The following is a 13,729-nucleotide window of genomic DNA, read 5'->3' on the forward strand; positions in this document are numbered from 1 at the left end:
AGATGGCATACACATCAGTTCATTGCCGTGTCTCGACTTGTTGCCAAAATTTGCCTGCTCGGCGAGTTCTCCGTCGGCAAGACCAGTCTCGTCCGCCGCTTTGTTGAAGGTATCTTCGATGAGCGGTATCTCAGTACGCTTGGCGTAAAGATCAGTCGCCACACGTTACAGATCGATCAGACTGACATCGATCTGATCATCTGGGACACCGCCGGGGGCGAGAAACTCGATCAGATCGTCCAGAATTATTATCGCGGTGCGGCTGGTGCACTCCTGGTCTGTGATGTCACGCGCCCTGACACATTGCCTGCATTACGCGAATACGCTACCGCCTTTCACCAAGCCAGTCCTGATACTCCATTGGTTATTGCCGCCAACAAAATCGATCTCACCAACCAACGACGGATCGACGACGAAGAGATTGCCAGTTTTGCCGCTACACTGAAAGCTGCCTGGCACGCTACCAGCGCCCGTACCGGTCAAGGAGTGAGCGAGGCTTTCCAGAGCTTAGGACAGCAGATCAGACAGCAAAGGAGGCGTGTATGACCAACGAAGCGAACGGCATTAACAGCCCACAGGAAGCTGAAGAGCTTGAGCGAGTACGGCAGATTATTCTCGGCTCGAGTGCTCGCCAACCACGCCAGGCTGAAGTTGATCGTCTGCGCGAAATTCTCTTCGGCCCACAGATGGAGGAATATGCACGAACCTTTAGCGATCTCCGGCGCCAGATCGAACATCTAACCGAAGACGTGCGTCAGTTGCAAGACCGCCTAGGTGAGGTTGAAAAGACGATACAGCGTCGCTTCGATGCGCTCGATATTGAGACACGCCGCCTGAACGACGACCTGCGCCGCGAGATTGAGCGGCAACGTGCTCGTGAGGCGCTCTTACAACAGGTTGTAGCCCAGAGTCGGCAACATGAAGCTGCCATCAATGGTCTTGGTGAAGGCGTCAGCGAATTGCGACGAGTACAGAACCATCATGATCTGGAAATTCGTTCTGGGCGAGCCGGATTGGCTGAGACACGTGATCTGCTTGAGCAACGAACGCAGTCGCTCCGCCGCGAGCTGCGCAATACCGAAGATGCCTTGCGTACCGAGTTGCGTCGGATCGCTGACCGCCTCGATAATCAGAAGACTGACCGTAAGGCATTGGCCAGTATGCTGATCGAAATTGCTACCCGGCTCGAGACTGGAAGTACAGTAGCCGGTTTGCTCGATGGCCTTTCTGCAACAAAAGAGGATTCATAGGCGACTATGACCACTGAACCGCCGTCGAGTCAGGCGATTGAAGAGCTACGACGTGTGCTTTTAAAACCAGAAGCGCTGGTTGATAAGATTAGCCCGGTCATTGCCGACATTCTGGCCGAGCAGATTCACACGTCTAAAGATGAGATCGCCCGTGCTCTTGCACCAGTTATCGGTGAAGCGATTCGTCAGCAGGTGTACCAGGCGCGTGAAGATATAATCGACGCGCTCTATCCGGTGATTGGCGCTATGATCGCTCGCGCTGCGACCGAAGCGATCCGCGATTTGGCTTCACAGATTGACTCGCGCATTCGCAGTGGTCCCCTCCTAATGCTTGATCCAGGATATTGGAAAGCGCGGGCCCAAGGAATTTCTGCGGGTGAGTATGCGCTCCGCCGTCAACTGCCCTTCTCGGTGCAAGAGGTCTTCCTGATTCAACGCGACTCTGGTATTCTGATCTGCCATCTTGCTGCACCTGGCATTCCCGCCGCTGACCGCGATCTGGTTAGTGGGATGTTGACCGCGATTCGGGATTTTGCCCGTGATGCGCTTGGCGAAGGTGATGAACTGGGCGCGATCAGTTATGAGTCACGCCAGATTGTGATTGCTAGCGGCAGTGCAGCGTACCTCGCCGCCGTTATTAGCGGCGTTGAGCCGGCCGGATTTCGTGAACAGTTACGGCAAACGCTGGTAGCGATTCATGAAGGGCGCTACGAACGGCTGCGCAACTTTGCAGGCGACGACGAAACATTGATTCGTGAAGCTGAAGCGCTGATACGGCAACGAATTTCGTTATCTTCTGGACAGGACAAACGTTCTCGACCGACTAACACCTTTCTGCAACGCGCAATTCTAGTGATCCTGTTCCTGATTGCCCTGTCGCCACTTTTTATGTGCGGCTGGTGGGTTATGAGTGTCGAAGCGCGCATGGCAGTACTGTTTGCGCCGACCGCGACACCAACCGCAACGGCCACGGCCACCCCGACCGCGACACCAACCGCAACGGCCACGGCCACCCCGACCGCAACGCCAACCGCTACCCCAACGCCAACCGCTACCCCAACGCCAACGGCAACACCTACCCGAACACCAACCCCAACAAGTACACCGACACCAACGGCAACGCCAATACCATACGACGGTGTAATGACGGGAAATGTGTTTCTATACAGTGCGCCTGATGAAAAGAGTGAGCGGAGCTTCATCGTTGCGCCGCGTAATGCACCGGTCATCGTGCTCGCTCAATACGGAGACTGGTATCAAGTGCGCGTTGATGTGCGAATCGATCAACAGGCGGTACAACTTATCGGCTGGGTACCATCGCAGTGGGTTGGTTTGGTACGGCCAATCCCGCCAGCCATTGTCACGCCATTCCCCCAACCCTAAGCCAGGAGCTCATACAATGTCGTTATCGGTTGAACAACAGGTTTTGTGCGAGACCGGCAGTGCGTATCTGATCGTCGATCCCGACCTGCGCATCCAGGGCGCGGGTGGGATGCTGGCCCTGATAGGCGGTGTACCACCGATTGGCGTGATGCTCACCGATCTGCTACCAGAACTGTTTGGCAATGAAACCGCATTGGCTGAAATCCTCAAAGGTGAGCGTGATCGCCTTCAGTTACCGCTGATCAACCGTCAGTTACCCGATGGTTCTCTACTTTACCTCGACCTTTTGACCATCCCACTCACTGATGATCGAGGGACAATTACCGGCCTGATCCAGATCATTACCGATACTACGCAACGCAGTATCGTCGAACAACTACGATCGCAGCAGCGAAATGAATTGCAACTCTTGAAAGATCGTCTCCAACGACAGAATGTTGAATTGGCCCGTGTGAATGCTGGCTTACTCAAGGCAACAAAGATCAAAGATGAATTTCTGGCCAGTATGAGCCACGAAATTCGGACACCACTCACTGCCATTCTTGGCTTGATTGATGTTTTACAAGCTCAACTAGTCGGACCGCTCAGCGATCAGCAAATGAGCGCCATCAATGGCATCAAACAAGGCGGACAACACCTGCTCTCGTTGATCAATGATTATCTCGATATTGCCAAGATTGAAGCTGGGCGTCTTGAGCTAGACCTAGGACCGGTCTCGGTGCAAGATGTTTGTCAGTCCTTACGATCCATGGTGGCCGATATGGCACATCGGGCTAAGCTAAAGCTCGTTTACGACATTGATCCGAGTGTAAAGGTTATTCTGGCCGATGCCCGTCGTTTGCGTCAGATTCTGATCAATCTGCTCTCAAATGCGATCAAGTTCACGCCTGCTGGAGGGCAGGTAGGACTGGAAGTACGCGGTGAACCTGAAGTTGGTGCAGTGCGATTTACAGTCTGGGACACAGGTATTGGTATTTCAGCAGAAGATGCTGCTCGTCTATTTGAGCCATTCCAACAAATCGAGAGCGAACGGCAAAAAGAAGTAACCGGCAGTGGGCTTGGTCTGGCACTCGTTGCCAAACTAACCCGGCTTCACGGCGGGAGTGTCGGTCTCGAAAGTGAGCCAGGTATTGGCAGCCGCTTCCACGTGACGTTGCCGTGGGAACCACAAGAGCAGCAATCCTTTCTCGAGCAACTCACCAGTCAGCGCGAAGCTGAAGAAGCCCATGCTACAGCAGTGCCAACCGCATCACCGTTGGCCGGTGATCGTCCTATTTTGCTAGTCGAAGATGATCGAGCGAGTGCAACCCTCTTTGCCCAATACCTGAATCGCTGTGGCTATCAGGTTGTCCATGTCGAATCAGGTGAAGAGGCGCTGGCCTACGTACAGGGTGAACTTCCGTGTCTGGTGCTGCTCGATGTTCGCCTGCGCACAATGGACGGGATCGAGGTTATGCGACATTTACGTGCTCAACCGACCACTCGTCGTATCCCGATCCTTGTCTTGACTGCCCTGGTGATGCCGGGTGATCGCGAGCGGTGTCTGGCAGCCGGTGCTGACGATTATCTCGCCAAGCCAGTGCGCCTACGGTTGCTGGCCGAACGGATTGCGATGCTGCTCGAACAGAAGGAGTGATATGAATTCGCAACTACATCCTGCGTTTTACAGACACAGCCATTGTGAGACGGGGTAGGGTATGCTCAAACCGCAAGAGCTGCGTATCGCCGGTGAAATACTGCCCTTTCTCAACGATCCGACAACACCGATTGGGCGCGATTTTGCCACCCAAGCGACGCTTCTTCATCTCCCAGCCGGTACGACTATTTTTTCAGAAGGCGATGAGTGTAGTGTATTTGCTGTGCTCAGCAGCGGTACTGTGCGTGTGTTCAAAATCGGTGAAACGGGGCGAGAAATCACGCTCTACCGCTTCGGTCGCGGCGAGAGCTGCATTCTAACCACGAGCTGTGTCTTAAGTGCACGACAGTTTCCGGCCATTGCCGTCGTGGAAAAAGACACCACCGCTTTCGTGATCGACCAGTTCACATTTCGCGACTGGATCAACCGCTATGGTGAATGGCGCGATTACGTCTTTAAATTACTCTCACAGCGGTTAGCGACCGTGATGGCTATCGTTGACGAAATCGCCTTTCGGCGGGTCGATGTACGGCTGGCCGAATTTCTGTTACAACATGCTGCCGGCGAACCTCCTGTTCTCTACGCCACTCATCAACACATTGCTGCCGAACTGGGGACATCCCGCGAGGTGGTCAGTCGTATTCTGGCCGATTTCAGTGACGATGGCTTGATCAGGAGTGGCCGAGGACAGATCGTTATACGTGATCGTGAACGGTTGCAGCAACGTGCACAGGCACAATAATCACGTAACAGTCGGACGGTTAGCCTGATACTTCAGATAACGCTTTTCAATGACTGCTTGCGCCAATCGTTCAACGGCGGTGTGCAGATCGCGAAAGCTGGTATAAAGTGGTGCAATACCGAGCCGGATGTTGTCGGGAGCACGAAAATCAGGCAGAACATTCAGTTCATTAATGAGCGCCAGATCAATACCCAACCCCGCCGGATGACCGAGTGAAATATGTGAACCACGGCGTGCCGGGTCTCGTGGCGAGTTTAGCGTATACCCTAGCGGTGCCAGCCGCTGTTGCCACAAGCCGATCAGATATTCTGTTTGCGCTATCGATTTGGCACGTAAGCGTTCAATCCCAGCCGCCAATACCAGATCAACCCCTGGCTCAATCAACGCTAGCGACACCACTGGCGGTGTACCGGTCAAAAAACGGCGTAAGCCGGATGCAGGGGTATAGGTAAGGTCAAAATCAAACATATTCTGCTGACCCATCCAGCCGGCAATAGAGTTCACCAACCGATCTTGCAAATCACGCCGGATATACAAGAAGGCCGGTGCGCCCGGTCCGCCATTCAGATATTTATAGCAACAGCCAACTGCCAGATCGACAGCGCTGCCGTTGAGATCAATCGGCACCACACCTACGGAATGGCTGAGATCCCACAAGGTCAAGGCGCCAACAGCGTGCGCAGCAGCAGTAAGCGCCTTCATATCGTAGAGAAAGCCACTCTTGAAGGTTACGTGCGATAACGTCAGCAAAGCCGTGCTGTGATCAAGCAGACCAAGAATCGTTTCAACTGGGCCATGAATACCGTCGGCTGAATAGGCCAGCGCAATTTCGTGCCCGGCATTGAGCAGATCGGCCACTCCTTGCAAGATGTACAGATCGGAAGGAAAATTGAGGTCATCGCTCACAATACGCACTCGACCAGGACGGGCGCGGAGTGCAGCTACTACCAGCTTAAACAGATTCACCGAGGTACTATCGGCAACGATCACCTCATCGGGAGCAGCACCGATCAGACGTGCGATTTTGGCCCCGATCCGTTCGGGTAAATCAAACCAACCCTCGTTCCAACCACGGATTAGCCGTTCCCCCCACTGCCGCTGTACCAGATCGGTGACCATATCGATAGCAGCTCTCGGTAAGCGACCCAGGGAGTTGCCATCGAGATAGATCAGTTCTGGCTCTTTATGCACAAACGCCTGCCGAAACCCCGCTAAATCATCAGCAGCATCGAGTTGATCGGCATAGGCTGCATCAAGTGGCACGGTCATCGCGATGTCCTTTCTAAGGGCATATCTCGCCCTTGCCATGCCTCAAACGGGTTCCGTGCCGGTAACTCCCCAAACGAAACACCTTGATCTGACCGTAATCATACCATAAGAAATTTAGTAAAGGTTACATTGTTCGCGTTTTGCGCGGTTGGCGATTCCATACCCCATTACGTGAGGTGGGAACCCGCCCCTACACTATTGTTGGGTAGAAGGAAAACGCCGAAAATCCCTGAACGACACGACAATATGCGGTAGACAGTCGCGGTCAGGCGTGTTATATTCAGAGACAAAGCGTCTATATCTGCATATTGGCATGCAAGAGATTGTCATACCATTTCATATTCAGATTGCAACACGCACTCCGCAGGGCTATCCACTTCGGGCAACCTGCGGTGGTCGTAGGGCTGAAGCAGTGATGCCCCCGCCAGTGGTGTCGGAAACACCGGCAGTAGCCGGCAGCGAATTGGGAGAATTGTTGTTGCCGCCTCCCCTACGGCAGTTATTGATCGAAACCGCCCGTGAAGCTATCGATCACAAAGCCCGGATGCAACTACGACTCGAAATTGAGGCACCTGAGCTGGTAGTTTTGCCGTGGGAGTGGCTTTCACTGAGTAGAGGTGATCAGCATTGGCAGCCTGCAATTCGTGATGATTACACGCTGGTGCGTGTTAGCGCACGTTCGCCGCGTCCATTACCTCCGCGTCGGGTGGCAGGGCCGTTGCGTCTGTTGATTGCTGTAGCGCGTGGCTACGAGGCGGTTGCCGACGCCTTGGGCGAGGCGCTGGTTGAGCCGGTGCGTTCTGGTCGGTTCATTGTTGACCGATTGCGTGAAGCAACTGCCGATGAGATTGTTGCCGAACTGGCTGCCGAGCCGCGCCATATTCTCTATCTGATCGGTGAGTTTGAACAACCACCCCGTCAGTCAGCACGTATGCGTTTAGGACGAGCAGTGACCGCTGGTGAGCTTGCTGAATTGCTGGTTGGGATCGAAGATTTGCGTTTGCTAACGGTTGCTGGTAGTCCGTTTTCAGTTTGTACCAGTTTCGCCAGCGGATTACACGAGCACGACGGTCGTGCTGTAGTCGTGCTTCCCGAACTCGGCGCTGCGGCGCAGGCACGCTGGAGTGTGGCCTGTTATCAGGCCCTGGCGAGTGGCGAACCGGTTGATCTTGCTGTTACCCTCGGGCGAGCGGCGCTAGCCGGTGCACAGGAAGCCTGGGGAGCACCCCAGCTTTATCTGGCGCCGGGTGGCGAACAACTCTTTCGCCTCGGCGAACCACCGGTGGCGCCAGCACCTCCTGTAGCAGTGCGAACTATTCGCACGACGATACCACAGCAACGTCGGCCGCGCTTTGCACCAATCGCTACGAATGCCGGTGTACCGACGCGCCGGATTCAGGAGCTAAGCCGTCAATTCCGTCTTCGTCCTCAGCTCATTGCGCTCATTATTGCCTCACTGGTGTTGATCGTATTGGTAAGCCAGGTTATCAGCCTCCCTGGTAGCACGGTAGTACCGACCCCCGTCGTTACCCCGACACCACCACTCTTGCTCGATCCGATACGGATTCCGGTGCCGACGCTCATGCCGACCGCGATACCGTAGCAGTTGCTGTGTGCAGAGATTGTGCCCAACCCGCCCGCGATAGGGTACGAAAGCGTCAACCGATGGGTTACAGCCGCGTACCTAGGCGCCTGCGTAGGAGCCAGCACACGTCTCATCCGGCACGTCTAGCGCCCTCACCTTCCCCCTAGCCCCCTTCTCATCTTCCATTGTGGAAGAGGAAGGGGAGATACGACGAAGTGACGCGAAAGAACGATCCATATCGGTGGACGACTCTCACCCGCCGGTGGAGTGGAAAGACAGGCGTGTAACAGGGTTGAACCTCGCTCTCAGCGTCCCAAATGCGACGCTCCCCCTTCGTGAGGAAGGGGGAGCGTGCGACAGAATTGAACCGCGATCGTCCCACTCACTCCTAACCGGCAATACCCTCTAAACTGTGATCAGTTACGGCTCACCAACGACCGGTTAGCTCGGTCACAAACGCATAACGCGCACGCACATCGGCAAGGAGCGCATCATCCACAATCTGCGCATTACGGTAGACCTGCTTATCGAGCATGCGTTCAGGGTCGCCACCAGGCCAGATACGCCATGAGTCGTTATCAATCACATCAGCCACCACCAGACTCCCCTGGGTAGTCCGCCCAAATTCAATTTTGAGATCGACCAGGGTGACGTCAAGCCGTTGCCATGCCGCTTCCAGCGTCAAGAAGACTTCACGCCCGGTATGAATCATCTGCTCTACTTCAGCAGGCGAAGCAATGCCCTGTGACGTGATCTCTTGGGGTGAGATTTGGGGATCGTGGCGGGCATCATCTTTCAAGAAGAACTCGACCAACGGCGGATCGAAGCGTTGGCCGACAGCTTCAGGATGACGACGCAGATACGAACCTGCCGGTAAGCGCCTCATGACCACTTCAAGGGGGATCATCGTACATCGGCGAACGACGGTCAATGTTGGTTCAGGTGCATCGACAAAGTGTGTCGCAATTCCGGCCCGATTAAGTAATCGAAACACATTTGCCGTTGTCTGCCCGGCCAATGCCCCCTTACCTTCAATCACACTTCGGCGCGCACCATCACCGGCAGTAATCCCATCTTTGTGATACAGAATTGCTAGATCGGGATCGGATGGATGCGCATACACGATTTTGGTCTTACCTTCAGCGAGTACAGCGCCCAGTTCCATAATTGTCTCCTTCACGCATCGACCAGCCGTACAGTCGGTCCTGCTGTTACCCGGCCAACCAGGCGTGCTTCTGGGATTGTTGCCAGAGCCTGGTTCACCATCTCGGCAGGCACAATCACCAGCATGCCTAGCCCCATATTGAGGGTATGAAACGCTTCCTGTTCGTCAAGGCGCCCAAGTTCAACCAGCAACTGGCAAATTGGCGGAATAGACCAGCTTCCTCGCACAATCTCAGCCCCCAGCCCAGCAGGGAGGACCCGTGGCAGATTATCGTAAATGCCGCCACCGGTAATGTGACACAACGCCTTCACCGGCACCACGGCGCGCAATGCAATCACCTCTGACAGGTAACAACGATGAACAGCTAACAACGCATCACCAATTGTTTGCCCACCGAGCATAGCCGGACGCGCCGCATAACCTTCGGTCGCAAAATGGTGCTTCACGAGCCGTCGCGCAAGCGAATAGCCATTAGTGTGCAAACCGGTACTCGGAAGGGCTACGATGGCATCACCAGCGATAATATCGGTACGCGGTAACATTGCCGACCGCTCGACCACGCCAACAATCGTACCGGCCAGATCGAAGGCGCCCGGTGCATAGACATCGGGCATTTCGGCTGTTTCACCACCGATCAACGCACAACCGGTGGCCCGACATCCCTCGGCAACCCCAGCCACAATCGCTGCCACCTGGACCGGATCGAGTTTTGCAACGGCGATATAGTCGAGAAAGAAAAGCGGACGTGCACCCTGCACCAGAATATCGTTCACCGCGTGATGAACCAGGTCTTGCCCCACTGTATCATAGCGGCCTACCGCGGCAGCCACCAGGGTCTTGGTGCCAACACCATCGGTACTACTCACCAACACCGGCGCTTGTATTCCGGCCAGCGCCAGAGCCGCATCAAAACAACCACCAAACGCACCCATTCCGGCTAATACTGCTGGCCCATGCGTACTACGCACTGCGGCTGCCATTAACTCTTTAGCTCGTGTTGCGGCGGCAATATCAACGCCAGCTGCACTATACTGGCTCATACCTACTCCTCACCGAGACGTGCGCAGAGTCGCGCAAACGCCTCACTCTGTGCCCGAAAGACGTGTTGTACCTGCACTGTTGTCACACTGCTCGCCCCGATGCTCCGCAGATAATCGATAGCCGGTAGTAACTCCTCTTGCGGCACTACGACGTTCACAGCGTACCAGCCGCTATCACTGGCAAACTTACTCCAGACCGGTGCAATCGTTGGCCCCTGCAAACCGGCCAGTTCATGACGAGCCGTGACCTTACGCCCGACCTCTTCGACCGAGGTACCGGGGAGATTGGCAGTCAGCGAGTAGAAGAGACGCCCACGTCGGCGCGCTTCGATCAATTCACAAAGTTGACGCACCAGCTCGAGCCGGGAAGGGTTCCCGCGCAGTGTACGCCGGGAACCGATGAGTACCGCCTGCGAACGTAGCAACGGCCCACCGACGATCTTCAATTGATTCTCGCGAATGGCAGTACCTGTTTCAGTAATGTCGGCAATAATATCGGCATAGCCAAGGCCAGGCGCAGCTTCGGTCGCCCCTTGCGATTCAACCAGCTCAAAGACATTGATACCATGCGCATAGCAAAAACGTCGTACTGTGTTGGGATATTTGGTAGCAATCCGTAATCGGCGACCGCGTGACTGAAACTCTACCGCCAGATCGGCCAGATCGGCCCACGAGGTTACATCAATCCAGCTCTGCGGGACGGCAAAGACCAGTTCTACCCGCCAGAAACCGAGATCGTCAATCACGATCAACACATCATCATCGTCACCACGGAGTTCATGTAAGAGGTCGTAACCGGTTACACCGAGATCGATTGCCCCCTCGGCCACCTTCAACACAATGTCCGCCGGCCGATGCAGCAAGACCTCGGTATCAGGAAGCCCGCGTAACACCGCCGTATACTGGCGTGGATTGGCCCGTGTCACTCGCAAACCACAGCTCTCAAGCAAGGCAATTGTTGCATCGTAACCAGAGCCTTTTGAAGGGATTGCAAAACGAAGTGTCATAGCAGTTGTGAAGTATAGCGCACACGACGCTGCTGATAGAGCGCAGCAATGACTGACGTATCACGACGTTCCAAAAGATCACGTACCGCAACAGCAAGCCGTTCACCGGCCAGATGCAATGCCTGTTGGCCAAGCGATGGGCTGGCGACATGACGGACATCTTGCCCATCGTGGTCTACGATTTGGTTCACATCTACTAAATCAGGCCGAATCGCCAGCATCAACGACGTTTCCCAGATGGCACCGTGATCCTGCATCTGCTCGTCAACCAGCTCGAACGGCGAAACAGCCAGCACGAGGATACGATGCTGATGTTGCGCTGACTCTGCAACTTCTATGATGGACAGGTCGTCGGTGGTGTTTTCCGAGCGACCCACAACAACGGCAATCTGAAACGCTTGACCGGCAACCGTGGTCAACCGTGCCGTGAGCATCTGGCGAAACAGGTTTATGTCAAGATCGAGATCACGCCACAAGACAGGATACACCACCCCACCCACGCGCTGAGCAGCCCGTTCAACAATCGCTGTCGTGATAAACCCAGGCGTGCCAAAGGGCAAGTGATTCCCATACGTCGTATAGGTCGCCCATGGCAGCCAACAGACCGGAGTACGAGTAACGATCTGTTGTTGTTGCGCGAATAACAACTCTGTAGCGCGCCCCCAGCACGGTAGAGAACTCATAGGTCTCCTCCTAACGCGGCAAAGGGAATCCGCTGTTCGGTTCGCGTCGCCAGATCGCGCCAGACGATGTACTCCCCCGCCCGTTCGTCGGCCCCTACGATAACAGCGGCCGTAAAATGACGGCGTGTGGCATCGCGTAGATTATCTTTCACGCTACGTCCCCGTACATCGAGCACCACCGTATAGCCTCTAGCGCGAAGCCGTCTGGCAACCCGCAACGCATACGGATAATCATCGTCATAGACGGCTGCGACCAATACGGTCTGGGGCACCTCATCGGCTTCAATAGCGGCGGCTGCCATTACTCGTTCTAGCCCGTAGGCAAAACCAACCGCCGGAGTTGGCTGCCGCCCACCCAGCGCTCCTACTAGATCGTCGTATCGCCCTCCGCCACAGAGCTGACTCCCTTCTCGATCATAAATCTCAAATATCAAGCCGGTATAGTAGTGGAGACCACGGCCAAGCGCACCATCGATGGTAATACAAGCGGAAGGTACCGCATGCGATTCTAACAGTTCAAGAATGGCCTGTAACTCACGAAACGCCACTGACTCGACACCGAGCAGATCGGCTAATTGCGGCATTGCCTGGGCGGGTGCACCGCCGATTGCCGCCAGGCGTACTAATCGATCGAGGGCCGCGTCAACCAGTGGTTGCTCATCAGCACGTCGTAATGTGCGGAGCAAGCGTTGTATGACCTCTGAGGGGCTTCTGGTACCAGTACGGAGATCGATCTGCATTGCTGCCAGCACTCGCTCAAGCCAGATGACTGCCTCTTCGTCATTGATCCCAACCGGTAACTCAAGACCCTCTGGCGGTGTCCCAAGGTTCGCCAGCACCCGTTCGCGCACCGGTGTTATTCCTTCAGCGCGCAACCGTTCGAGACTCCAAATCAATAATCCACGGGTACGTTCAGGCAGATTGAAACGGCTCAGCAACTCACGTGCCAGACCGATGTGACCGATCCGCACTGTGTAATCGGTTACGCCTACCGCAGCCAGTCCTGCGCAAGCCAGTGCGATCACCTCGGCATCGGCACGTGGTGGCAGCCCACCAATAATCTCGCCACCTACCTGCGTGAACTGACGATAGGTGTGGCGTTGTGGACGTTCATAGCGAAACACCGGCCCAGCGTAGCTTAGACGCAAGGGTAACGGCTGATCCTGCATCCCAGCCACATATGCCCGCAGCACCGACGCCGTCCACTCCGGTCGCAACGCCAGATCGCGCCCACCAAAGCTAAACTCGTAAACCTTACCAACCAAATCTTCACCTAATTTACGGAGATAGAGTTCTCGATGCTCAATAATCGGTGTATCGAGCATCTGAAAACCGTAAGCGGACATCGTCCGTTCTAATATCGTCTGAATACGTCGGCTCAGCGTGTATTCTGCCGGTAACACATCACGCATGCCGCGCACAAGATCAACGGTCACAACACCTCCCATACCCGATCACTACCCTCCCTCTCAATTGTAACCGAAGGCATGGTATTCGTGTTGAACGAACCAGCGGAACCTTGCATGACCCCCACTGGTCAAGAGAGCCTTGCAAAGTTTTTCAGGCAATGTTGACAGAGGAGAGAGGAGAGAAGTGAGCAATGGCGAGAGGGATGGGTTCGCAACCATCTTCGACCATCCCCGTCCTTACCCTCGTCCAGGAGAGAACAGAAGTTGGGGAAGGATGAGAGCTTTTAACCGCTTACTCCCTGCACTGTCCACTGCAACATGCGAGCCGGAAAACCACGCTTCCAAGCGACTGCGTGGTCAGGGTTTCCTGTGCCAGGCCCGCCGTATAGACACTGAACACGTAGGAATCCCTTACTATTCACAATTGAGGAATGCCATCAGTTTTGCATCCACAGATTTTCCACAAGTTTTCCACATTAACTACACGAAGAACTTCTAGTACAAACCTGCACATACCGGCAGAGACGTGCGATAGCATCCACAGTTCCCTCATGCAATTC

General features: G+C 55.1%; 12 protein-coding genes. 6 read left to right on the forward strand and 6 right to left on the reverse strand.

From position 1 onward, the window contains the following. Positions 1–27: 27 nt before the first annotated feature. The 5 genes from QTO31_RS04900 (at position 28) to QTO31_RS04920 (ending at position 5,011) form a co-directional block, all read left to right on the forward strand. On the forward strand, positions 28–546 hold the full coding sequence (locus tag QTO31_RS04900; RefSeq protein WP_301428302.1) for a Rab family GTPase: 519 nt from the start codon (positions 28–30) through the stop codon (positions 544–546). Further along, positions 543–1,250 carry a hypothetical protein gene (locus QTO31_RS04905; protein ID WP_301428303.1) on the forward strand — a complete coding sequence of 236 codons (708 nt, stop codon included), beginning with the start codon at positions 543–545 and terminating at the stop codon, positions 1,248–1,250. The genes QTO31_RS04900 and QTO31_RS04905 overlap by 4 nt, the downstream gene beginning before the upstream one ends. A 6-nt stretch (positions 1,251–1,256) precedes the next feature. Further along, entirely contained in the window at positions 1,257–2,633 is a 1,377-nt protein-coding gene (locus QTO31_RS04910; protein WP_301428304.1) for an SH3 domain-containing protein, read from the forward strand. Positions 2,634–2,649: 16 nt separating this feature from the next. Next, on the forward strand, positions 2,650–4,269 hold the full coding sequence (locus QTO31_RS04915) for a hybrid sensor histidine kinase/response regulator (RefSeq protein WP_301428305.1): 1,620 nt from the start codon (positions 2,650–2,652) through the stop codon (positions 4,267–4,269). Positions 4,270–4,330: 61 nt separating this feature from the next. Beyond that, positions 4,331–5,011, forward strand: coding sequence for a Crp/Fnr family transcriptional regulator (locus tag QTO31_RS04920; RefSeq protein WP_301428306.1), 681 nt, complete (start codon positions 4,331–4,333; stop codon positions 5,009–5,011). Here the strand turns inward: QTO31_RS04920 and kynU are convergent, their stop codons facing one another. After that, positions 5,012–6,280, reverse strand: coding sequence for a kynureninase (kynU, locus tag QTO31_RS04925; RefSeq protein ID WP_301428308.1), 1,269 nt, complete (start codon positions 6,278–6,280; stop codon positions 5,012–5,014). A gap of 313 nt (positions 6,281–6,593) precedes the next feature. Here kynU and QTO31_RS04930 point away from each other — a divergent pair, with 313 nt between their 5' ends. Beyond that, positions 6,594–7,883: a polysaccharide deacetylase gene (locus tag QTO31_RS04930; protein WP_301428309.1), complete on the forward strand. Its 1,290-nt coding sequence runs from the start codon at positions 6,594–6,596 to the stop codon at positions 7,881–7,883. 409 nt (positions 7,884–8,292) lie between these two features. On the opposite strand, the gene QTO31_RS04935 is transcribed toward QTO31_RS04930, so the two are convergent. The 5 genes from QTO31_RS04935 to hisZ are packed head-to-tail and all read right to left on the reverse strand — an operon-like array spanning position 8,293 to position 13,196. After that, entirely contained in the window at positions 8,293–9,030 is a 738-nt protein-coding gene (locus QTO31_RS04935; protein WP_301428310.1) for a phosphoribosylaminoimidazolesuccinocarboxamide synthase, read from the reverse strand. An 11-nt stretch (positions 9,031–9,041) separates the two neighbouring features. Beyond that, complete coding sequence (gene purM, locus QTO31_RS04940) at positions 9,042–10,070, reverse strand: phosphoribosylformylglycinamidine cyclo-ligase (protein WP_301428311.1); 1,029 nt, start codon at positions 10,068–10,070, stop codon at positions 9,042–9,044. Between the two features lie 2 nt (positions 10,071–10,072). Then, complete coding sequence (gene hisG, locus QTO31_RS04945) at positions 10,073–11,077, reverse strand: ATP phosphoribosyltransferase (protein WP_301428312.1); 1,005 nt, start codon at positions 11,075–11,077, stop codon at positions 10,073–10,075. Further along, positions 11,074–11,760 carry a creatininase family protein gene (locus QTO31_RS04950; protein WP_301428313.1) on the reverse strand — a complete coding sequence of 229 codons (687 nt, stop codon included), beginning with the start codon at positions 11,758–11,760 and terminating at the stop codon, positions 11,074–11,076. Before QTO31_RS04950 ends, hisG begins: the two co-directional genes overlap by 4 nt. Beyond that, positions 11,757–13,196, reverse strand: coding sequence for an ATP phosphoribosyltransferase regulatory subunit (gene hisZ / locus QTO31_RS04955; protein ID WP_367620618.1), 1,440 nt, complete (start codon positions 13,194–13,196; stop codon positions 11,757–11,759). Before hisZ ends, QTO31_RS04950 begins: the two co-directional genes overlap by 4 nt. Between the last annotated feature and the right edge of the window lie 533 nt (positions 13,197–13,729).

The organism is Chloroflexus sp. MS-CIW-1, assembly GCF_030444705.1.
Lineage (GTDB): Bacteria > Chloroflexota > Chloroflexia > Chloroflexales > Chloroflexaceae > Chloroflexus.